This window comes from Ruegeria sp. YTSC002, assembly GCF_059609845.1.
This window is the reverse complement of record NZ_JBXWML010000003.1, coordinates 194,294-217,393: the sequence shown is the minus strand read 5'-3', so window position 1 is coordinate 217,393 and position 23,100 is coordinate 194,294. Positions and strand designations below refer to the sequence as shown.

21 protein-coding genes are annotated in these 23,100 nt (G+C 57.7%); 13 read left to right on the top strand and 8 right to left on the bottom strand.

The annotated features are described in order from the left end of the window. Positions 1–114: 114 nt before the first annotated feature. From AC2FFD_RS08640 to AC2FFD_RS08600, 9 genes are all read left to right on the top strand, one after another. Complete coding sequence (locus tag AC2FFD_RS08640; protein ID WP_170344922.1) at positions 115–1,800, top strand: tryptophan halogenase family protein; 1,686 nt, start codon at positions 115–117, stop codon at positions 1,798–1,800. Between the two features lie 14 nt (positions 1,801–1,814). After that, a complete protein-coding gene (locus AC2FFD_RS08635) occupies positions 1,815–2,246 on the top strand; it encodes a DUF6525 family protein (RefSeq protein WP_496872838.1) in 432 nt (143 codons plus the stop codon). A gap of 232 nt (positions 2,247–2,478) precedes the next feature. After that, positions 2,479–4,155, top strand: a complete 1,677-nt coding sequence (gene rpsA, locus AC2FFD_RS08630; RefSeq protein ID WP_170344924.1) for a 30S ribosomal protein S1 — start codon at positions 2,479–2,481, stop codon at positions 4,153–4,155. A gap of 270 nt (positions 4,156–4,425) precedes the next feature. Continuing rightward, on the top strand, positions 4,426–4,710 hold the full coding sequence (ihfB, locus tag AC2FFD_RS08625) for an integration host factor subunit beta (protein ID WP_050603110.1): 285 nt from the start codon (positions 4,426–4,428) through the stop codon (positions 4,708–4,710). 7 nt (positions 4,711–4,717) lie between these two features. Then, a complete protein-coding gene (locus AC2FFD_RS08620; RefSeq protein ID WP_496872837.1) occupies positions 4,718–5,068 on the top strand; it encodes a lipopolysaccharide assembly protein LapA domain-containing protein in 351 nt (116 codons plus the stop codon). 11 nt (positions 5,069–5,079) lie between these two features. Beyond that, a complete protein-coding gene (locus tag AC2FFD_RS08615; protein ID WP_496872836.1) occupies positions 5,080–5,721 on the top strand; it encodes a phosphoribosylanthranilate isomerase in 642 nt (213 codons plus the stop codon). Between the two features lie 235 nt (positions 5,722–5,956). Then, complete coding sequence (gene trpB, locus AC2FFD_RS08610; protein WP_170344927.1) at positions 5,957–7,204, top strand: tryptophan synthase subunit beta; 1,248 nt, start codon at positions 5,957–5,959, stop codon at positions 7,202–7,204. 45 nt (positions 7,205–7,249) lie between these two features. Beyond that, positions 7,250–7,600, top strand: a complete 351-nt coding sequence (locus AC2FFD_RS08605) for a hypothetical protein (RefSeq protein ID WP_496872835.1) — start codon at positions 7,250–7,252, stop codon at positions 7,598–7,600. 282 nt (positions 7,601–7,882) lie between these two features. Then, the gene (locus AC2FFD_RS08600; protein WP_496872834.1) at positions 7,883–9,535 is read left to right on the top strand and encodes an Ig-like domain-containing protein; all 1,653 of its coding nucleotides are present in this window, start codon (positions 7,883–7,885) and stop codon (positions 9,533–9,535) included. Positions 9,536–9,587: 52 nt separating this feature from the next. Here the strand turns inward: AC2FFD_RS08600 and AC2FFD_RS08595 are convergent, their stop codons facing one another. The 7 genes from AC2FFD_RS08595 to AC2FFD_RS08565 form a co-directional block, all read right to left on the bottom strand. Continuing rightward, positions 9,588–9,962 (bottom strand): DUF2237 family protein, encoded by a 375-nt coding sequence (locus AC2FFD_RS08595; RefSeq protein ID WP_170344929.1) that lies wholly within the window; start codon positions 9,960–9,962, stop codon positions 9,588–9,590. Positions 9,963–9,971: 9 nt separating this feature from the next. Beyond that, a complete protein-coding gene (locus AC2FFD_RS08590) occupies positions 9,972–11,135 on the bottom strand; it encodes a serine hydrolase domain-containing protein (RefSeq protein WP_257600186.1) in 1,164 nt (387 codons plus the stop codon). Between the two features lie 83 nt (positions 11,136–11,218). Beyond that, positions 11,219–11,899, bottom strand: coding sequence for an aminoacyl-tRNA hydrolase (gene pth / locus AC2FFD_RS08585; protein WP_170344931.1), 681 nt, complete (start codon positions 11,897–11,899; stop codon positions 11,219–11,221). Between the two features lie 141 nt (positions 11,900–12,040). Beyond that, complete coding sequence (locus tag AC2FFD_RS08580; protein ID WP_170344932.1) at positions 12,041–12,694, bottom strand: 50S ribosomal protein L25/general stress protein Ctc; 654 nt, start codon at positions 12,692–12,694, stop codon at positions 12,041–12,043. Between the two features lie 249 nt (positions 12,695–12,943). Then, entirely contained in the window at positions 12,944–14,110 is a 1,167-nt protein-coding gene (locus tag AC2FFD_RS08575; RefSeq protein WP_480685335.1) for an alpha-hydroxy acid oxidase, read from the bottom strand. Between the two features lie 147 nt (positions 14,111–14,257). Next, a complete protein-coding gene (gene trpA, locus AC2FFD_RS08570; protein WP_170344934.1) occupies positions 14,258–15,049 on the bottom strand; it encodes a tryptophan synthase subunit alpha in 792 nt (263 codons plus the stop codon). Positions 15,050–15,127: 78 nt separating this feature from the next. Then, entirely contained in the window at positions 15,128–15,616 is a 489-nt protein-coding gene (locus AC2FFD_RS08565) for an acyloxyacyl hydrolase (protein ID WP_257600188.1), read from the bottom strand. A gap of 202 nt (positions 15,617–15,818) precedes the next feature. Here AC2FFD_RS08565 and ychF point away from each other — a divergent pair, with 202 nt between their 5' ends. Beyond that, entirely contained in the window at positions 15,819–16,916 is a 1,098-nt protein-coding gene (gene ychF / locus AC2FFD_RS08560; protein ID WP_170344936.1) for a redox-regulated ATPase YchF, read from the top strand. A gap of 78 nt (positions 16,917–16,994) precedes the next feature. Here ychF and AC2FFD_RS08555 read toward each other — a convergent pair whose 3' ends face one another. Continuing rightward, positions 16,995–17,387 (bottom strand): GFA family protein, encoded by a 393-nt coding sequence (locus AC2FFD_RS08555; protein ID WP_374041595.1) that lies wholly within the window; start codon positions 17,385–17,387, stop codon positions 16,995–16,997. Positions 17,388–17,601: 214 nt separating this feature from the next. Here AC2FFD_RS08555 and AC2FFD_RS08550 point away from each other — a divergent pair, with 214 nt between their 5' ends. From AC2FFD_RS08550 to fdhF, 3 genes are all read left to right on the top strand, one after another. Beyond that, positions 17,602–18,483, top strand: a complete 882-nt coding sequence (locus tag AC2FFD_RS08550) for a LysR family transcriptional regulator (protein ID WP_170344938.1) — start codon at positions 17,602–17,604, stop codon at positions 18,481–18,483. 85 nt (positions 18,484–18,568) lie between these two features. Then, positions 18,569–20,272, top strand: coding sequence for an NAD(P)H-dependent oxidoreductase subunit E (locus AC2FFD_RS08545; RefSeq protein ID WP_425079816.1), 1,704 nt, complete (start codon positions 18,569–18,571; stop codon positions 20,270–20,272). A gap of 13 nt (positions 20,273–20,285) precedes the next feature. Further along, a complete protein-coding gene (fdhF, locus tag AC2FFD_RS08540) occupies positions 20,286–23,069 on the top strand; it encodes a formate dehydrogenase subunit alpha (protein WP_496872833.1) in 2,784 nt (927 codons plus the stop codon). The last annotated feature ends 31 nt before the right edge of the window (positions 23,070–23,100 follow it).

Here is a 23,100-nt window from a genome sequence, read left to right as displayed (position 1 = left end):
GATTCGGGAAAGCTGTTATAGTTTCTTCCCAGCGAAAAGGGAAAGCTGCGACACAACCCGCACATAAAACGGGGGCGCAGCAAAAAACTCCCAAGCCAACAGGGACAAAACTACATGAACAATCGTTTGAACAAAATCACCATCGTGGGTGGCGGTACGGCTGGATGGATGACCGCGCTGATCCTGGACATGGTATTTTCCCGTACGTCAGCGCCCAAGGATCGACCGAAAATATGCCTGATCGAAAGCCCGAATATCTCGACCGTGGGGGTGGGTGAAGCTACGGTTCCGCGCATGCCTGTCACGCTGCGTCAGGCGGGCATTTCAGAGCGGAGTTTCTTCCGCGAGACCAACGCGTCCTTCAAGCTGGGCGTGAAATTCTGCAACTGGAACAATGACGCCAAGGGCAATCGCATCGATTACATGAATCCCTTTGCGCACGGCCAGATGCTTGAGGGGCTGGAGGCCGCCGAGTATTACCTGCGCTTCGGCAATGGCGACAGGGATTTCACGCAGTCCATATCACCGCATGATGATCTGGCCCGTTTGTGCAAAGGCGCGCGTCCGTTGGGCCAGCCGGAATTCGAGCAACGGTTTGGGTATGCCTATCACCTGGATGCCGTAAAGTTTGCAGGCATGCTGACCAGGGTCTGCACGAAGCGCGGAGTGGAGCATATCCGGGATGAGGTGCAAACGGTCGAGTTGGATGAACAGGGCAATGTCAGTCATCTCATGCTCGAGGCAAAAGGCCGCCATGACATTGAGATGGTCGTGGATTGCACCGGGTTTCGCGGGCTGATCATCAACAAGGCACTCGGTGAGCCATTTTTGGATTACTCTGACTACTTGCCCAATGATCGGGCCATGGCGTTGCAGATCGAACATCCGGATCCTGACAAGATCGAAAGCGCCACAAGATCCACTGCCTTGGGCGCAGGTTGGACATGGCGCGTGCCGCTTTTTAACCGCGTGGGCACAGGATATGTCTATTCGTCGGCACACCGCACGGATGATCAGGCCGCGGACGAATACCTTGAATGGCTGGGTGACAGCGGCAAAGGTTTGACACCGCGCGTGATCCCGATGCGGGTCGGTCGCGTGCGCAATGCCTGGGTCAAGAATTGCGTGGCCATAGGCCTGTCCGGCGGGTTCATTGAACCGCTGGAAAGCACGGCGATCCATATGATTGACCATGCGATACGCTGGTTCGCCGAGCATTTGCCTACGCGAGACATCGAGCCTTCGCTGAGGGACAGATACAATCGGCAGATGGACAAGCTCTATAACGAGGTTCTGGAATTCATCTGTTTGCACTATCGGTTGGGCAACCGTACCGATGACCAATACTGGATCGATGCGCGCACCGAGATGAAGATACCGGATCGGTTGGCCGAAAATCTTGAATTGTGGCAGTATCGCCTGCCGATGGACCACGATATCGAGTTCGCCACATTGTTTGACAGCCGCGTTTATCAAACCGTTCTGTTGGGCAAACAGGTCTATGATACCGGCTATGGTTCAGGCATCCGTGATCGACTTCGACCGTTGAAGAAACCGATCTGGTTCCAGGGCATGAAGAACGCGAAAATGGATCTGGCGAAAATCATCAAGTCGATGCCGGATCACAAAACACTGTTGCGCGATATCCGGGGGGAGCTTGAGCAACCTGCCTTTGGAATGGCCGCGGCAATGAAACCGACAGTGGCGATGCCGGGCACGGCACCAGCCCCTGTTGTCATCGAGAACATGCCGAACTTTGCTGAAATTCAAAGCGGCAAAAAGGATCTGCAACTGTTCTGAATGCTTCCTGCCCGTTGCGCAGGGAGTGTTTGCAGGAAAGGCGGGGCGTAAACTCCCCGTCCTTTTTGCTTCCGCCTGCTTTGTCGATATGTAATGTAATTACATATAAACTACGAAAGGCGGCCGTATTGCGACAACAGAAGAAACAAGGGCAAACAAGGGGGCGGAACTTGCGGAGCACCCTCAAACGTCGGAGACGAAAGGCATCGCCTATGCAGGTTTACGACTCTCTGCCGTCAGGGCTGCGCCAGTGGTTGGCCTCGGCAAGCTTGCCGTGGAGCCCCGTTTCTGCGCAGAAAATCTGGAACCGGGCTGGAGGTGCGTGCAATCCTTCCGCAGCGTTGATGCGATTGGACGCAATCGAACAGGCCATGCTGCGGCGCGATGCCGGGGTTTGGAGTTTCAAAACCGGCAACGCGCCTGGGCACAGGGCCGCCAAACCTTGAAAATATGGGCTTTGCCCTTGCACATACCGGGGAATCCGCCTATACGACGCGCTGTCGATACACGGGCGGTCAACGTCCGGATGACGTTTCTGAGCAGGGCCGGGTTACCTCGGCCCTTTGTGTTTGTTTGCTCAGGGGCGCACCGGATCACGCCTGAAGACATCATGAAACAAGACCGGCGGAGACAACCGCTCGGCCAGCAAAAACGTATTGTAAAGGAAAACAACGCCACATGGCTAACGCATCCATGGAGGAATTCGAAGCCCTCCTGAATGAAAGCTTCGAAATGGACACGCCCGAAGAGGGTTCTGTTGTCAAAGGCAAGGTTCTGGCGATCGAAGCCGGCCAGGCCATCATCGACGTCGGCTACAAAATGGAAGGCCGCGTTGATCTGAAAGAATTCGCAAATCCCGGCGAAGCCCCTGAAATCGCTGTTGGCGACGAGGTCGAAGTATACCTGCGCGCCGCAGAAAACGCCCGTGGCGAAGCCGTCATCTCGCGCGAGATGGCCCGCCGTGAAGAGGCATGGGACCGTCTGGAAAAAGCATATGCCGACGACCAGCGCGTCGAAGGTGCAATCTTTGGTCGCGTCAAAGGTGGTTTCACCGTTGATCTGGGTGGCGCAGTTGCATTCCTGCCCGGCAGCCAGGTTGACGTGCGCCCCGTGCGCGACGCCGGCCCGCTGATGGGTCTGAAGCAGCCGTTCCAGATTCTGAAAATGGACCGTCGCCGTGGCAACATCGTTGTGTCGCGTCGCGCAATCCTGGAAGAATCGCGTGCCGAACAGCGTGCGGAAGTCATCGGCAACCTGTCCGAAGGTCAGACCGTCGAGGGTGTCGTCAAGAACATCACCGAATACGGCGCATTTGTTGACCTGGGCGGCGTTGACGGCCTGCTGCACGTCACCGACATGGCATGGCGCCGTGTGAACCACCCATCCGAGATCCTGTCGATCGGCGAAACCATCAAGGTTCAGGTCATCAAGATCAACAAAGAGACCCACCGCATCAGCCTGGGCATGAAGCAGTTGCAGGAAGATCCGTGGGATCTGGTTGCGGCCAAGTACCCGCTGGGCTCGGTCCATCAGGGTCGCGTCACCAACATCACCGACTACGGCGCGTTCGTCGAGCTGGAAGCCGGTGTCGAAGGTCTGGTGCACGTGTCCGAGATGTCCTGGACCAAGAAAAACGTCCACCCCGGCAAGATCGTTTCGACCAGCCAGGAAGTCGACGTCATGGTTCTGGAAATCGACGGCGCCAAGCGTCGCGTGTCTCTGGGCCTGAAGCAGACTCAGCGCAACCCATGGGAAGTGTTTGCAGAAACACACCCCGAGGGCACCGAGGTCGAAGGCGAAGTCAAGAACATCACCGAATTCGGTCTGTTCATCGGCCTCGAAGGCGACATCGACGGCATGGTTCACCTGTCCGACCTGTCCTGGGACGAGCGTGGCGAGGATGCCATCCAGAACTACCGCAAGGGCGACGTCGTTCAGGCGGTCGTCTCGGAAGTTGACGTTGAAAAAGAGCGTATCTCGCTGTCGATCAAAGCCCTGGGCGGTGACAAGTTCGCCGAAGCCGTGGGCGGCGTGAAGCGTGGCTCGGTCATCACCGTCGAAGTCACCGCGATCGAAGATGGCGGCATCGAGGTCGAATACGAAGGCATGAAGTCGTTCATCCGTCGTTCGGACCTGTCGCGTGACCGTGCCGAACAGCGCCCCGAGCGTTTCTCGGTCGGTGACAAGGTCGACGTCCGCGTCACCAACGTCGACAGCAAGACCCGTCGTCTGGGCCTGTCGATCAAGGCGCGCGAGATCGCCGAAGAGAAAGAGGCCGTGGAACAGTACGGCTCCTCCGATTCGGGCGCATCGCTGGGCGATATCCTGGGTGCAGCGCTGAAATCCGGCGACTAAGCTCGGGTGCAATCCCGAACAAGAATTACGGCCTCGCGCACCCGCGCGGGGCCGTTTTTGTTGCGAATCAATATGTTCCAATTCATCGGCTTGTTCGTGGTATTGCTCGCGCATTAAGTGTGGAAATTGGCCTGACAGGTAAAATTTCGCGCGAGAATGTGGCAAAATAAAGCCTCAAAACTCAGAGTATCCGTTCCCCCCTTCCGGGTTTTTTCCTATACTGTCAAAACAGTAGACCTGTCACACCGGCTGCCTGGGAGGGTATCACGCATGATCCGTTCAGAATTGATTCAGAAAATCGCTGACGAAAACCCGCATCTCTATCAGCGTGATGTGGAGCGGATCGTGAACACCGTATTCGAAGAAGTCACGGACGCCATGGCGCGCGGTGACCGTGTCGAACTGCGGGGCTTTGGTGCCTTTTCCGTGAAAAAACGCGACGCACGTGTTGGGCGCAACCCGCGCACGGGTGAAACGGTGCAGGTCGAAGAAAAATGTGTACCGTTTTTCAAAACTGGGAAGTTGCTCAGGGATCGATTGAACGGTAAAGCCTGACACCATGATGCGTTACCTTCGATATGCTTTACTGGCGGCCCTCGGGATCGTTCTGATTTCCGTGTCTCTTGCCAATGTTCAGTCTGTTGAACTGAAACTGATGCCGGATGCTCTGGCCGAGCTTCTGGGTTTTAACCTCAGCGCGTCACTGCCGCTGTTTCTGGTGGTTTTGGGCGGTGTGGCAGCAGGATTGGTTATTGGCTTCCTGTGGGAATGGCTGCGGGAACACAAGCACCGCCGCGATGCGACCGTGAAGAAGACCGAAGTGCGCAAGCTTGAGCGCGAAGTCAAGAAACTCAAGAAAAAGCAAAACGAAGGCAAGGACGACGTTCTTGCCCTTCTGGATGAGGCGAGCTGAGCCTGATCGCTATGCCTGATGTTCGGTTCAAAATCTGCGGCCTGACCGCACCTGATCACGTGCGCGCAGCGGCCGAAGCCGGGGCAGGCTATGTCGGGTTTGTTTTCTTCCCGAAATCGCCGCGCAATCTGGATGTTTCCCGTGCCGTAGAGCTGGCGCATCTGGTCCCAGTTGGCGTTGCCAAGGTGGCTTTGGTCGTGAATGCCACTGACGAAGAATTGGACGGGATCGTTTCGACTGTACCGCTTGATATGCTTCAACTGCATGGCAGGGAATCGCCCGAACGGGTTTCCGAAATTCGCGAGCGATTTGGTTTGCCGGTGATGAAAGCCATCGGTGTGGCCGAGGCCGAGGATCTGGCGGCCATCGATCTTTACTCGGAAGTGGCCGATCAACTGCTGATCGATGCAAAACCGCCCAGAGAATCCGAATTGCCGGGCGGCAATGGGTTGGCCTTTGACTGGCGGCTGCTGGCCGGGCGGAAATACTGGCGGCGCCCTTGGTTGCTGGCCGGTGGCCTGACACCCCTGAATGTTGCCGAAGCTGTCCGGATGACAGGTGCCCGTCAGGTGGATGTGTCATCCGGTGTTGAAAGTGCGCCGGGTGTGAAAGACGCGGACTTGATCCGCGACTTTGCAACCGCTCTTGGGTGATCTGATACACAACTTGCTGCGTATCTCTCGAAACGGAGGGATGGGGTATGCTGGCAACAGACCGCTTGGCCGATATGCACAGTTTTCACTACTACCCATGGAACGATATCGCCAGCTCTGAGCAGGCGATACAGGTCTGGCGTCAATGCACGCAGGCGGCAGAATGATGCGTTTTGCCCATGGCAAATCCCGCAGCCACCACCTATGAACAACAGATACGACGAGGGAGACACCCATGGCCAACGATCTTTTCAATTCCTTCATGTCCGGCCCTGACGAACAGGGACGTTTCGGCATCTTCGGCGGGCGTTTTGTCAGTGAAACACTGATGCCGCTGATCCTGTCGCTGGAAGAGGAATACAACAAGGCCAAGGATGATCCGACCTTCTGGGCAGAGATGGATGACTTGTGGGCAAACTATGTGGGGCGTCCGTCGCCCCTGTATCATGCCGAGCGCCTGACCGAGCATCTGGGCGGCGCCAAGATCTATCTGAAACGTGACGAGTTGAACCACACCGGCGCACACAAGATCAACAACGTGCTGGGCCAGATCATTCTGGCGCGGCGCATGGGCAAGACCCGGATCATTGCTGAAACCGGGGCAGGGCAACACGGCGTGGCCACTGCCACCGTATGTGCCAAGTTTGGCTTGAAATGCATCGTCTACATGGGCGCACATGACGTACAGCGTCAGGCCCCGAACGTATTCCGCATGCGTCTTCTGGGGGCCGAGGTGATCCCTGTGACCTCGGGTCGCGGCACGCTCAAGGACGCGATGAACGATGCATTGCGCGATTGGGTGACAAATGTGCGTGACACGTTCTACTGCATCGGCACCGTGGCTGGCCCGCACCCCTATCCGGCAATGGTCCGCGATTTCCAGTCAATCATCGGCAAGGAAGCGAAAGAGCAGATGATGAAGGCCGAGGGCCGGTTGCCCGATACGATCATTGCGGCCATCGGCGGCGGTTCGAACGCGATGGGCCTGTTCTACCCGTTCCTCGACGACAAGGACGTCAATATCATAGGCGTCGAGGCGGGCGGAAAAGGTGTGAACGAGAAAATGGAACACTGTGCTTCCCTGACCGGCGGTCGGCCGGGCGTGCTGCATGGCAATCGGACCTATCTGTTGCAGGATGACGATGGCCAGATTCTCGAAGGTTATTCGATCTCGGCCGGGCTGGACTATCCGGGCATCGGGCCCGAGCATTCCTGGCTGCACGAAATTGGCCGTGCGAATTACGTCTCGATCACCGACAAGGAAGCGCTTGAGGCGTTCCAGCTGTGCTGTGCAACCGAGGGGATCATCCCGGCGCTCGAGCCAAGCCACGCATTGGCCCATGTGATGAAGATCGCACCGGAATTGCCCAAAGATCATCTGATCTGCATGAACATGTGTGGTCGCGGAGACAAGGACGTTCAGACCGTGGCCAAATATCTGAACTTCGACATGTCCGATACCGAAGGCCGTTCGGCAGATTGATTGGAAACCGGGGCGGCATGTCCCGGTTGCTCTGTCTTGGGATCGATGGCTCAAGCAGCCTTGAAAACAATTTTTTTTAAGGCGAAACGTCCTGAATGTCCAAAGCAGGACGGGCAGGGTAGTCAAACATGTGACATGTCCGCCGAAAGCAGGTTGCCCTGCAACAAAGATCGCCGCCAAGATGCATGTGAAGACACGTCAGAAGCCGGAGGAATCGCCGCCTGCCGTGAAACCTGGATCATTCATTGTGCGCGCATTTTGTTTCCCGACGGCTGCCAGTTGCTATCTCTACCTGAGATTGTTGCGAATACCCCGGCAGAAGCCGAGAATTTGTCACCGGCACATTTTGAGCTTGTGACTTGCACAGTCACGGCTTGTCGTGACCTTTCGCCGTGAAGACACCCTGAAAACACCGGGGTCCGAAGTGTTTTACGGAATTTTTTTGACCTTTGCCTTGCGGTTTGTGCACGGCCATGTGGCCCGCACGCCAAAGTTGAGTCGTTTCCAATTCTATACAGCGTCTCCAAATTGAATTAACTATTGGGTAACTGGCGGTGTTGCGGCCGGTTCAGGGGCGTCTCTGCAATGGATGGGACAATGGATGACGCGGTTCGGGGCACAGTAAAACTGCCCGGACACCCTGGTGTTTAGCACCCTCGCGGTGTTGTAGGAGGTAAAATGGTTAGGTCCGTTATTTCGAGGCTGTTGTGCCTCTGTTTTCTGATTTCAGCACTCATGATCGGAAGTGCGAAACAGGGCGCGGCCCTTGGGGGCGGCTTCATCATAACCTCGATTCCGACACCGAACGGCGGAAGTATCTTTTTCAACAATATCCCGCCTTCAGGCACTGCCTTTGTGTCCCTGGGGGGATCGGGGCAGGTTCCCGGCGGCAGTTTCTATTTCAACAACAGCATTCTGAACCTGACTGCAATCACGCCTGCCGGCCTTGCTTCTCTGGGCTATATCGGCGCGACCATTCTCAGCCAGGATGGCGCGGATTCCACCTATGCGGCTGACGGGTATCTGGGAGTTACGTTCACCGCACGCGAATCCGTCGGCGGGCCGCTTTATCGCTATGAGATCGCGTTGTCCGGTGTAACAAACACCCAAATCGTCAACACGCGCGTTCTGGTGGATACCACGCAGCCGACCGCAGCGATCGGAGCCTTGACGCCGACCGGCAGCGGAACGTTTCAAGCAACCATTACGCTGAGCGAACCAAGCACCGATTTCACCGTGGGCGACCTGTCCGTCACCAATGCAACGGCCACTCTGACCGGGTCCGGCACCAGCTATGTCGCCACTTTGACGCCCCAGAACAACGGCACCATCGAGCTATTCATTCCCGCAGGGGTGTTCTCGGACGCGGCTGGAAATCTGAACCTGGAATCAAACAGGGTCAGCACGCTTCAGGCCGTGACAAATGCTCAACGTCAGATTCAGGCGTTTCAGAACGCCCGGGCCAACAGCCTTGTGACGAACCAGCCGAAACTGACCCAGTTTCTGCAACGTTCCGGGTCGGGTGTTCTGGACACGTCTGTCACGCAGGGCTCAGGGTATCTGAATTTCGCCAGTGATCCGTCGCGTCCCGTCTGGTTCAGTGTGACCGGCAACTGGAGCTCGCAGGATGATTTTGATAGCTCCTATGCACTGGCTGTTGTCGGGGCGCATCGTCAGGTCAGTTCGAACCTGTTGATCGGAGCCATGCTTCAGTTCGACTATGCCGAAACGGAAAACGGCCCGGCCAGCGTGGATGGTACGGGCTGGCTGGTTGGTCCCTATGTGGTGGCAAAAATACCCAATCATGCCGTGTTTTTCGAGGGGCGTGTTCTTTATGGACAAGCCGACAACAACATCTCACCGTTTGGCACCTACGAGGACAGTTTCGACAGTGATCGCTGGCTGGTCCAGTCGCGCGTGACCGGTGAGATAAAGCGTGGTGCCCTGACATTGATGCCATTGCTGGATGTAAGCTATGCCAGTGACGATCAGAAAGCTTATACCGATAGTCTGGGCAATCTGATCCCACAGCAGGATTTCAGTTTGACGACGGCGCGGCTGGGTATGGATTTCAGCCACCCGCTGCAAGTGTCACGCGGAGAGATGATGCTGACGGGCGGGCTTTCAGGGATTTGGAGCACGACTTCCGGTACCGGCACCGCCCCGGGCGTGACACCGATTGGCGACACCGCCCGCGCCCGCGCGGATCTGGGCCTGGATTACCGGCTGGAAAACAACAGTTTGCTTGCAGCAAACGTGTTCTACGATGGCATCGGTGAAAGCGGTTTCGAAAACTACAGCATCAGCCTGATCTGGCAAATGGCGTTCTGATCTTGGGGCGAGACTGGATCGCGGATCAGGTCTCGCCCGGGCGCAATGGCCGTCAGGCATTCGCCTTGTTCTGAAGCAAGATCTCAAGCGGCACAATCTCAAGCGCGCGTTGATGCGTCGCCTCCAGGTGAACCTTTGGGGCGCATCCTTCGTCATGGGCCTGTAGGAACCGGCCGGCACACAGACACCAGCTGTCACCGGGCTTGAGGCCCGGGAAATCGAATTCGGGCCGAGCGGTGCTCAGATCATTGCCGACGTATTTAGAAAATGCCAGAAACTCGGCCGTCATCACGGCACAAACGGTATGGCTGCCCTGATCCTCGGGGCAGGTATTGCATGCACCATCCCGAAAGAACCCGGTCAGAGGGTCGCGTGAGCAGGGCGCCAGAACACCGCCAAGTACATTGATACTGTCTTGCTTTTGCATGAAGGCACCTTACAGGCTTTCTGCGATCTTGCGGAACATTTCGATATTCTGGTCATTTACGCCAGTGTCGCGGAATTTCCGATCAGCGCCGGTAGACACAATCAGAACGCCGCGAGGTTGATTGAAATAGATGTATTGCCCATACACGCCCCGGGCCAGAAACTCTCCCTCGTGCGCGCCGCGTGGAATCCACCACTGATACCCATACCCAATCTTCCCCTGAGCGGTCGGGGCGCTGGGTTGAGTTGCCTCGAATATCCAGTCGGCGGGCACCACTTGCCGACCGTTCAGTACCCCATCTTGCAGGATCATTTGTCCAAACCGCGCAAAGTCACGTGTCGTGAAGTTCAAACCACCCAGAACGAAGGCGACACCAGCGCCGTCGGTGACATAGTATCCGTCGCGCTCAAGGCCCAGGGGCTGAAGGATTTTTTCCGTCAAAAGATCCGCAACACTGCGACCGGTCGCCCCGCGTATCACCATGCCCAAAACATGAGTGTCTATGGAAACGTATTGCCAGGTTTCACCGGGCGGCGCGAAACTGTCCTGCAATGAGGCTGCGAAATCGTCCAGTTCACCGCCCAGGGCAATCACACGGCCCATCCTGTTGATGTCAGACTTCGGGTCCAGATAATCCTCGTCGAACATGACGCCGCTGGCCATGTTCAGAACGTTCCGAATTGTCGCCGCGTTATATGCGCTGTCTGCAAGTTTGGGGGCGTATTTGACGACGGGATCATCCAACGACTCGATTGCGCCCTCTTGCAGGAGAATGCCGAAAAGCGCCGACAGATAGCTTTTTGCCACTGACCAGGAAATCCGGCGGTCATCGGGACCGGTGCCCAGATAGTATTCCTCGAACCGGATCTTGCCGTTGTGCATGATGAGCAAAGAAGTGACAGAGCGTTCATTGATCCAAGTGTCGGTGCCTTCAGGAAGATCGAAACCTTCGCCGTAGGGCAGTTCCCATGTTGGGGCGTTTCCGCGTGGCAGATCCACGGTCAGAAATGCTTCATCCATGTGGGAAAAGTTGTGAACGATCCTGTCCTCGGCAAACAGAGAGTTCACCGCCATCAGGCGCTGTAACTCTTCGCGTTTCCAAAGCCCAACGGCAGCGGCGGCCAGAGCCAACGCCAGCACAATGCGCAGAACCCACTTCAATATGGACCGCATCGCATAGCCTCCCTTGTTTGCGGGTATTGGAACGCGGACGTCCCGCTTTCGCAACGCCGACGTAACGGAAAGAGGGCGCCGCGCTATTTGAACCTGTCCAACAGCTTTTGCATGGCGGACCGTTCGTCGGCCGGTGGTTCAGGAGGTGCCTTAGGCGCGGTTTCGGCTTTCGGGGCAGCCGTCTTGGACGACCGGGGCGGCGCAGTGCGCAAGGCCACCGCGTTCATGAATTTTCCACCATCGTCCCGCGCCAGATGGGGCGCTCCGTCTGAAACACCCCGAAGGACGTCATCCAGCCAGTCCGCCTCGGATTTCGCAAAGTCGCTCAGGACATAAGCCGAGACCATCTCCTTGCGCCCCGGATGTCCGATCCCAAGCCGGACACGATCATAGGCGGCACCAATATGGTCGTGAATCGAACGCAGGCCATTATGCCCCGCATGTCCACCGCCCGCCTTTACCCGCACTTTGCCCGGGGCGAGGTCCAACTCGTCGTGGAACACGACAACATCAGTGGACTCGAGCTTGTAGAACCGCATCGCTTCACCCACGGATTGACCGGACCGGTTCATGAAGGTCTGCGGTTTCAGCAAAAGGATTTTTTCAGACCCTAACCGCCCTTCCGAGATTTCGCCCTGAAACTTGGATTTCCATGGGCCAAACCCATGATCTTCCGCAATCCGGTCCACGGCCATAAACCCGATGTTGTGCCGGTTCCGGGCGTATTTCTGTCCCGGGTTTCCCAATCCGACAAAGAGTTTCATGACCATGCTCCGCCTCTGTAGCCTCGAGGCTATGTGATGCCCGGAATTGCCATGGAAATCCAGCCAGCGCTGCGTGTGTTGACCATAAAAAAACGGGGCTCGTCAGAACCCCGTTTCAAAATCCAGACGTTTGATCCGGGTTTATTCTTCTTCTTTGCCGACGACTTCGACTTCATCGGCTGCAACTTCCGCTTCTTCACCTTCTTCGTCGTCGCTCGTGGACAGACCGGTCGGTGCCGAGACGTTTGCGATTACGAAGTCGCGGTCGATGGTCGGCTTGGTGCCTTCGGGCAGGTCAACCGACGAAATGGTGACGACGTCGTTGATGTTCATTCCGGCCACATCAACGGTGATCTTCTCAGGAATGTCACCTGCGGTGCACAACAGCTCGACTTCCGGGCGGACAACGGTCAGCACGCCGCCCTTCTTGATGCCGGGGGCTTCATCTTCGTTGATGAATTCAACCGGAATATACAGTGCGATCTTGGTGGTCCGGCGCAGGCGCATCAGGTCCAGGTGGGTCGGCAGGTCTTTGACGACATCGCGCTGAACGTCGCGGCAGATGACGCGAACGTCTTCATGGCCTTCGACCTTCAGGTTCCACAGGGTCGACTTGAAGCGACCGGCCTTCAGGCGCTTGAACAGTTCGTTGAACGGAATCTGAATCGGCAGCGGATCTTTGTCGCCGCCAAACACAACGCCCGGAACCATGCCTTCGCGGCGTGTTTTGCGAGCGGCGCCCTTGCCTGTCCCCGTCCGTTCCAGAGCTACGAGATCAGGAATCTCTCCAGCCATGATAATTCTCCAATGTTAGGGCGGGTATCCTCCAAGGCTGTATACCCGCGTGAAGCCGCGTCCTTATCTCGATTCATCCGGTTTGGAAAGGGGTAATTCACAGCTTGCCGTATTGTGGGGCTCAGCCGCGCGTTCCGAAGTGTTCTTCGCCAGATCAGTGAAGGGTCCGCTGCTTCATCTGGCCAGAAATATCCCGGGGGAGGCGCCCGGAACGGGCGGCGGGGGCAGAGCCCCAAAACTCCCGCGGAATCAACCTTGCCAACGACCACCGAAATCTTCAGGTACCAGAAGATTGTGCGCCCCCAGCGCGCCGACGGTTTTTTCACCGCACAGCGCCATTGTTGTGTCGAGTTCCTTCTGGATCACTTCCAGCGCGGTGGTGACGCCTTTCTGGCCCATGGCGCCCAGCCCATAAACAAATGCGCGGCCGATATACGTCCCCCTGGCCCCCAGCGCCAACGCTTTGAGCACGTCCTGGCCCGAGCGGATACCACTGTCCAGATGCACTTCGACATCATCGCCAACAGCGTCCATGATCTCGGGCAATACCCGGATCGAGCTGAGCGCGCCGTCCAGCTGACGTCCGCCATGGTTCGACACGACAATGGCATCGGCCCCAAGCTTGGCCGCCATTTTGGCATCTTCCGCGTCGAGTATCCCCTTCAGGATCACCTTTCCGCCCCACTGTTCCATCAGTTTTTCGACTTTGCTCCAGTCGAGGGTGGGGTCGAACTGTTCAGCGGTCCAGGCCCCCAGTGAAGACGCGTCCGAGATACCTTGCACATGTCCCACGATGTTGCCGAACTCGCGCCGCTTGGCCCCCAGCATTTCAATGCCCCAGGCCCATTTGGTCATCAGGTTCGCGATGGTCTTTGCGGTCAGCTTGGGTGGTGCGGACAGGCCGTTCTTCAGGTCTTTGTGCCGTTGGCCCAGAATCTGCAGATCCAGAGTGATCACCAGCGCCGAACACCCGGCGTCCTTGGCCCGCTGTATCAGACGGCTGACATAGTCAGCGTCTTTCATCGTATAGAGCTGGAACCAGAATGGTTTTTCGGTGTGCTCGGCCACGTCTTCGATCGAGTTGATCGACATGGTTGAAAGGGTGAAGGGTACTCCAAACTCTTCGGCAGCTTTTGCAGCCTTCATCTCTCCGTCCGCATGCTGCATCCCCGTCAAACCAACCGGAGCCAGCGCAACCGGCATCGAGACCTGCTGCCCAATCATTTCCGAGGCAGTCGAACGTCCGGACATGTCAACGGCAACCCGCTGGCGCAGGCGAATCTTTTCAAAGTCGGAACTGTTTTCGCGGAATGTCTGTTCCGTCCAACTGCCGCTTTCAGCGTAATCATAGAACATCCGCGGCACGCGACGCTCGTAAATGCGCCTGAGGTCTTCAACATTGGTTATCACAGGCATGACTCAGACCTCCGAACTTACTGGTTCGTTTTCCTTACCAATGCATGTCAAAGGCTGCAATGATCTGGCCTTGTGTCGGGCGGTCAAAAAAGCCTGCCGCAGAGCACTCTGCGGCAGGCTTTCGAGCGTGTTGTTTTAACCGCCGGATCAGGCGCTGTGGGCGCCATCCGACAGGGACTTTACAAAACCCAGCACTTCGTCGACCGGTTTGCCTGCACCGATCTGGCTGACGATTGCCGATCCGACTACGGCACCATCTGCCACAGACGCGATATTGCGGGATTTCTCGGGCGTGTTGATGCCAAAGCCCACGATCACCGGCAGTTCGGTCGCGGCCTTGATGCGGGCAACCTCGGGGGCCACATCCGTTGCCTGCGCCTCGGCCGCACCGGTGATGCCGGTGATCGAGACGTAGTACACGAAGCCCGAGGTGTTTTGCAGAACGCGCGGCAGGCGCTGGTCATCCGTGGTAGGTGTTGCAAGACGAATGAAGTTCAGCCCGGCCGCCTGAGCAGGCAGGCAAAGCTCTTCGTCTTCCTCGGGCGGCAGATCGACGATGATCAGCCCGTCAATACCGGCATCTTTGGCATCGGCCAGAAAGGCCTCAACACCCCGGCTGTAAATCGGGTTGTAGTACCCCATCAGGACAATTGGCGTTGTGTCGTCTGTTTCCCTGAACGCGCGGGCCAGATCCAATGTGCGCTGCAACGTCATCCCGCCATCCAGCGCGCGTTGGCCCGCCGCCTGAATGGTGGGGCCATCCGCCATCGGATCAGTGAAGGGCAAACCCAGTTCGATAATGTCCACACCGGCACCGGGCAGGCCTTTGACCACGTCGAGCGAGGTGTCATAGTCTGGGTCCCCTGCCATCACATAGGCAACAAAAGCCTTCTTTCCTTCGGCTTTCAGGGCGGCAAACTTAGCGTCGATACGGGTCATCGGATGTCCTTGCACTCGGGTTTGGACCCGTGTGCAGAAACTTTGACCGAAAATCAATCCCGCCAACGCAGGAATAGGTCAGAAGCCCAGATGATACCGCAGCAGAACCGCGTTTACACCAGGGTTCTCATCATTGGTGCTGGCGTTGGATTTATGCGTGATCGCAACCGACATTCTGTTGCCGTTGTTCAGGCTGTATCCAAGGCCCAGAAGGCTGCGGATCTGAAAGTCTCCGCCCAGGTCGTTCTTGTCATCGCTGGCGTGATAATAGCCTGGCATGACGCTGCCTTCGACAAACCACCGCTCGTTCAGCGAATACAGGCCGATCAGGCCTGCGCCGACATGTGTATTCCCGCTTTCATCAACCGACAATGCGGCCCCCCAACCCGCGCTGAACCGGGCTGCCTGGTGAAACGGGCTGTGCTGATATTCAAGTGAAATCAGGCCCTGATCCTCGGATGTGTCTTCGGAATAATCAGCATATCCAGCACCAAAAACAACCGTTTGAGCCTGGGCCGCAGCAAATGTGGAGACCGTCAATACGGCCCCAAGAAGGAGCTTTTCCATTATTGTCTTTCTGCCATTTTATTTGGTCGCGCTATGTTAATTGTTTATCCTACCCTTCGTTTTTGAGCACCGACAAGAACACGATTTGAGAACAATTTCGTGATGTGGCCGAAGGGACTCGAACAAAGTAGTCCGGCAATCACTTGCGCATTGATGCGGACCTGCATAGAAGCTGCGTTCGTATTCTATGCAGGAGGCCGTTATGGGCTTTAAGATGGGAATCGTGGGTCTGCCGAACGTGGGCAAGTCGACCCTGTTCAATGCGTTGACCAAAACCGCTGCCGCGCAAGCCGCGAACTTCCCGTTCTGCACGATCGAGCCCAACGTCGGCGATGTGGCCGTACCGGATGAGCGGCTCGACAAGTTGGCCGCAATCGCATCGTCAAAACAGATCATCCCGACGCGCATGACATTCGTGGATATCGCCGGTCTGGTGAAAGGGGCCTCGAAAGGCGAGGGGCTGGGGAACCAGTTTCTGGCAAATATTCGCGAGGTCGATGCCATCGCCCATGTGTTGCGCTGTTTCGAAGATGGCGACGTGACCCATGTAGAAGGCCGCATCGATCCAGTGGCCGACGCCGAGACCATCGAGACCGAGCTGATGCTGGCCGATCTGGAAAGCATCGAAAAGCGCCGTGCCAACCTGGTGCGCAAGCTGAAAGGCAACGACAAAGAGGCACAACAGCAGGACCGCCTGCTTGCCGAAGCGCAAAAGATGCTGGAGAGCGGCAAACCTGCGCGTCTGGTCGAGGTTTCGGACGAGGACACCAAGGCCTGGAAGATGTTGCAGCTGCTGACCACCAAGCCGGTTCTTTATGTCTGCAACGTGTCCGAGGAAGAAGCCGCTGAAGGCAACGAATATTCGGCGAAGGTCGCCGAGATGGCTGCCGCCCAAGGCAACTCTCATGTCATCATCAGCGCCAAGATCGAAGAAGAGATCAGCCTGCTTGAAGCGGACGAGGCGCAGATGTTCCTTGAGGAAATGGGTCTGGAAGAGCCTGGCCTCGACCGTCTGATCCGTGCCGGTTACGACCTGCTCAAGCTGGAAACCTATTTCACGGTCGGTCCGAAAGAAGCCCGCGCCTGGACCATCCGCACCGGCACTGCCGCACCGCAGGCGGCTGGTGTCATTCATGGTGATTTCGAAAAGGGTTTCATCCGCGCCGAGACCATCGCCTATGACGACTTCATCGCCTGCAACGGCGAGCAAGGGGCGAAAGAGGCAGGAAAAATGCGGGCCGAAGGAAAAAGCTACATCGTCAAGGATGGCGATGTGATGCATTTCCTGTTCAATACCTGAGATTGCGTCACAACCCGCAATCGCATTGGTGTATCGAGGCCCGCCAACTCAAATCAGGAATTGAACTGTCCTGTGCTTTTACGTCTGTCCGACGACTGAGGTTGCATCCCAGGATTGCGCAGACTCCTGATAGATTGATTTTTCTGGATTGTATTTTCGCGGATCATCCAACGACGATGCGTGAACATAGATACGATCATTCATAAGACTGCTGCGCCTTGTAAGCTGCGCTCCACAGTTCGGGCAGAAGCCGCTGAACGTTGGTTTGCCCGACCCGCCCAGCATTTCGTACGTTTTGCAAGCATTGCTTACTTCAAAAGAGCCAAGGACCAGTGGCATCATCTCTGAATGCCCCGAACCTGTGAGTTGCTGGCAGTCGCGACAGTGACAACGAAACATTGGCACATTCAGTCGGGTGCCTGCATAGCGAACCAGACCACATTTGCACCCACCTGTTATTCGTTCCGTCATCCTGAACCTCCGCCTCTGGAAGCTAAGACAATTTCCGGATTTTGTCAGCTTTGTTTCGCTTGGTTGAGGCCATCATGCGTTTAACTGTTCCTGCATGGCAAATGATTTGAGTTCGGGAATCACAAGTCGCAGCCGGTGCAAAATTTGTGCTCTTTTCTCCTCCGTCGAATATCCGATACTCTGACGAACGACCTGCCAACAGGAACGCCCTGAGATGATCGAAATTCGCGACCTGCAATTGCTCAGTGCCTTGGCACGGCATCGGCATTTTGCCAAGGCGGCAGAGGAATGCGGGATTTCGCAGCCCGCCTTTTCCATGCGCATACGCAACCTCGAGGATCGGCTGGGCGTGTCCATCGTCCGCCGCGCCAACCGGTTTCAGGGCCTGACAGAAGAGGGCGAGATGATCGTCCAGCGGGCGCGGCGCATCCTCGACGACACCAAGGCACTCGAGCAGCAGGTGCTGGCCACCAGGGGCGAGATCACCGGTACGCTGATCCTTGGCGTGATTCCGACGGCCATCGCCTTTACCGGGCGCCTCACCAAACGCTTTCGGCAAGCGCATCCGCGCATCGTTACGCGCATCGAAACCATGTCTGCCACCGCCATTCAACACCGGCTGGATGAAGGTAGCCTGGATGCCGGGATAACATATGGCGACAGCATCGGGACCGACCTGCGACAGGTGCAACCTTTGTACGAGGAAACCTATGTCTTGCTGGTCCCGTCGCACATGACGGACGAAACCGGTCCGATACCTTGGGCGCGCGTGGCCGAATTCCCGCTAAGTCTGCTCGAGCCCCAGATGCAGAACCGGCGTATTCTGGATCATGTATTCGAAGATCAGGGTTTGTACCCGGACGTGGTTGCCGAAACCAGCGGATTTACCGCTTCGATGGTGATGGCACGCGAGGGGCTGGCCGCCACGGTTGTGCCCCGTGTCCTTGTGCGGGCATTGGGCGAGTTGAAAGGGACAAAGGTGCTGCCGCTGATCGAGCCCATTGTCAGCAAACCGATTTGTCTGGCGACACGAAGCCGCGATCCAGAACTGCCAACGGTGCAGGCGCTGCGCGCTGTGGTGACGTCTTTACGGTGATAAGATGTCGTTATCGTGTGATTGCAAAAAGCGATTTGACGATATGCTAGCCTGATGAGACACGGGGCCTGAATCGGAGGGCATCATGGCACCATTAGACACCAAGCCATCAGGCGCACCCAAGGGCGTCTGGAAGTCAGGTAAAGGCAAGGGGCGGCATACGCCCAAAGGTCGTCAGTTCACGGATGAGGCGCAGGCTGAAATTGCACGCTTGCTGGGCGACCGCCCACGCCGCCGCGACCTGCTGATCGAGTATTTGCACCTGATTCAGGACACGCACGGTCATATCAGCGCCGACCATATCGCCGCGCTGGCCGTCGAGATGCGGATCGGGCAGGCCGAGATCTACGAGACCGCGACTTTCTATGCCCATTTCGACGTGGTGAAAGAAGGTGAAACACCGCCGCCCGCGCTGACCATTCGAGTCTGTGATTCCCTGTCCTGCGAAATGGCCGGCGCGCAACAGCTGAAAAAAGCGCTGGAGGATGGGCTGGACCCGTCCGAAGTGCGCGTTCTGCGCGCGCCCTGCATGGGGCGCTGCGACACCGCGCCGGTGCTGGAAATCGGTCACAACCATATCGACCACGCGACCCTCGAAAAGGTGCAGGCCGCGATTGCTGCGGATGACACCCATGCCCATTTGCCTGATTACGAGACCTTCTCGGCCTATGTCGAGAATGGCGGTTACGCCAAGCTGAATGAATTGCGCGAGGGCGGCGATTGGGAAGAGGTTCAGGAACAGGTTCTGGCCTCGGGCCTGCGCGGTTTGGGTGGCGCAGGTTTCCCGTCGGGCAAGAAATGGGGCTTTGTCCGCATGAATGACGGCCCGCGTTACCTGGCCGTGAACGGGGACGAGGGCGAACCCGGCACGTTCAAGGACCGCTATTACCTGGAACGCACCCCGCATGTCTTCCTTGAAGGCATGTTGATCGCCGCCTGGGCGGTCGAGGCTGAGACCTGCTTTATCTACATGCGTGACGAATACCCTGCGGTTCTGGAAATTCTGCGCCGCGAGATCGCCGCGCTGGAAGATGCCGGAATTGTTGAGCCTGGCTATATCGACCTGCGCCGTGGTGCAGGCGCCTATATCTGCGGTGAAGAATCCGCGATGATCGAGTCGATCGAGGGCAAGAAGGGCCTGCCGCGTCACCGCCCGCCTTTCGTGGCACAGGTCGGCGTATTCGGCCGGCCGACGCTGGTGCACAATGTCGAGACGCTCTACTGGGTATCCAAGATTTGCCGGGAAGGCCCGGAAATCCTCAATTCTGTTGAAAAGAATGGTCGCAAGGGGCTTCGCAGTTATTCGGTCTCGGGCCGGGTGGCGAAACCCGGCGTCTACCTGCTGCCGGCAGGGTCGACCATTCTTGACGTGATTGATGCAGCCGGAGGCATGGCCGAAGGTCATGTGTTCAAGGCGTATCAACCGGGCGGGCCGTCGTCAGGTCTTCTCCCCTCCAGCATCGACGACGTCCCGCTCGATTTTGACACTCTACAGCCGCTGGGCACGTTTATCGGGTCTGCTGCGGTTGTGGTTCTGTCCGATCAGGACACCGCCCGCGATGCGGCGCTGAACATGCTGCGGTTCTTCGAGGACGAAAGCTGTGGCCAATGTACCCCCTGCCGGGCGGGCTGCGAAAAGGCGGTGAAGCTGATGCAGGCCGACACGTGGGACACTGATCTGCTGGAAGATCTGTGCCAGGTGATGGGCGATGCCTCGATCTGCGGCCTGGGGCAGGCGGCCCCGAACCCGATCCGCCTGGTCATGAAACATTTCGCCAATGAGATCTGAGGGAGACAGAGCCATGCTTGATGCAAGCCCAAACAAAACCGTCACCTTCAACCTGAACGGCGATGACGTCACCGTGCCCGAAGGCACCACCATCTGGGAAGCGGCCAATGGCCGTGGGCTGGTGATACCGCATCTGTGTCACAAACCGGCGCCGGGTTACAAACCCGATGGCAACTGCCGCGCCTGTATGGTCGAGGTGGAAGGCGAGCGCACGCTGGTCGCCTCGTGCATCCGCCCGGCTGCTGACGGGATGGTGGTCAAGACCGACAGTGACCGCGCCGAGAAATCGCGCGCCATGGTCATGGAACTGTTGGTGGCCGACCAGCCCGAGGTGGCGCATGACAAATCGAGCCACTTCTGGGACATGGCCAAGCTGAACGATGTCAGCGACAGCCGTTTCCCGGCGAAAGAGCCCGAGAAGATTCCGCTGCTGGATGACAGCCATGTGGCAATGCGGGTCAATCTGGATGCCTGCATCAACTGCAACCTCTGTGTCCGCGCCTGTCGCGACGTGCAGGTGAATGACGTGATCGGCATGGCTGGTCGCGGGCATACCGCTCAGGTGGTGTTCGACCAGAACGACCCGATGGGCGATTCAACCTGTGTCGCTTGTGGTGAATGTGTTCAGGCCTGCCCGACCGGCGCCCTGATGCCTGCAACCGTGCTGGACGACCAACAGCAGGGCGACAGCAAAGATTACGACTCTGAGACCGAAAGCGTCTGCCCGTTCTGCGGGGTGGGCTGCAAGGTTTCGCTGAAGGTCAAGGACGGCAAGGTCAAGTATGTCGAGGGTATCAACGGCCCGGCAAACGAAGGCCGTCTGTGCGTCAAGGGCCGGTTCGGGTTCGACTATATCCACCACCCGCATCGTCTGACCAAGCCGTTGATCCGGCGCGAGGACGCGCCCGAGAAGGGGCTGAACGTCGATCCCGGCAACCTGTCGACCCATTTCCGCGAAGCATCATGGGAAGAGGCGATGGATCTGGCCGCAACCAGGCTGATGGCCTTGCGCGACGAAGACCCGCGCAGCGTTGCGGGCTTTGGTTCGGCCAAATGCACCAACGAAGAGGCCTATCTGTTCCAGAAGTTCATCCGTCAGGGTTTCAAGCACAACAATGTCGACCACTGCACCCGTCTGTGCCACGCGTCGTCTGTTGCCGCTCTGATCGAGAATGTCGGCTCGGGTGCTGTGACCGCGACGTTCAATGAGGTCGAAAATTCGGACGTGGTTATCATCATCGGCGCCAACCCGATTGAAAACCATCCCGTCGCGGCGACCTATTTCAAACAGTTCGCTAAGCGCGGCGGCAAGTTGATCGTGATGGACCCGCGCGGCGTTGGTATGCGCAAGTTTGCCGACGAAATGCTGCAATTCCGGCCCGGTGCCGATGTCTCGATGCTGAACGCAATCATGAACGTGATCGTCGAGGAAGAGCTATATGACAGCCAGTACATCCACCGCTGGACCGAGAACTGGGAGGCCGAGAAAGAGCACCTGCGCCAGTTCACGCCCGAGGCGATGGCACCGATCTGCGGCATCGAACCGGATCAGCTGCGCCGCGTTGCGCGCACCTTTGCGCAGGCCAAGGCCGGTCTGATCTTCTGGGGCATGGGCGTCAGCCAGCATATCCACGGCACCGACAATTCGCGCTGCCTGATCAGCCTTGCCCTGATGACGGGCAATGTGGGCAAGCCGGGCGCGGGTCTGCACCCGCTGCGGGGGCAGAACAACGTGCAGGGCGCGTCGGACGCAGGTCTGATCCCGATGTTCCTGCCGGACTACAAGACTGTTACCGATGACAGCATTCGCGCGCAGTTCACCAGTGTCTGGAACTCGGACGACTTCTCGAACGAGAAGGGCCTGACCGTCACCGAGATCATCGACCAAGCCTATGCGGGCAACATCAAGGGCATGTACATTCAGGGTGAAAACCCGGCCATGTCCGATCCGGATGTCGGCCACGCACGTGAGGCGCTGGCCAAGCTGGACCTGATGATCGTGCAGGACATCTTCCTGACCGAAACCGCGAACTATGCGGACATCATCCTGCCGGCCTCGGCGCTGTATGAAAAGAACGGCACGGTGTCGAACACCAACCGTCAGGTTCAGCGTGTCCGTCCGGCCGTGGCACCTCCGGGTGAGGCACGCGAGGATTGGAAGATCACAGTCGAACTGGCACAACGGATCGGTCTGAACTGGGATTATTCCGATGTGTCTGAGGTCTTTGCCGAGATGAAACTGACCATGGAGTCGCTGGACAATATCACCTGGGAACGGCTGGAAACCGAGACGATCACCTATCCTTCGCTCAGCGAAACCGATCCCGGCCAGTCAATCGTGTTCGGTGATGGTTTCCCCCGCGCGGGCGGCAAAGCAAGGTTCACACCGGCCAGCGTCATCCCGCCCGATGAGGCGCCCGATGACGAATACCCGATGATTGCCACCACCGGCCGTCAGCTGGAACATTGGCATACCGGTTCAATGACCCGCCGGGCAACGGTTCTTGACGCGGTCGAGCCCGAGGCCAACTGCTCGATGAACCCGCGCACTCTGAAGCTGATGGGAATTGATCCGGGCGAAATGATCCGCCTGACCACGCGTCGCGGTTCGATTGAAATCATGGTGCGCGCTGACCGGGCCATTGCCGAGGACATGGTGTTCATTCCCTTCGCCTATGTCGAGGCGGCGGCGAACATCCTGACGAACTCGGCCATCGACCCTTATGGCAAGATCCCCGAGTTCAAATTCTCGGCCATTCGTGTCGAAAAGATCGAGGATGCGATGGCAGCGGAATAAGATCGCGGCCAGACTGAGCAAAGGCGGCCTC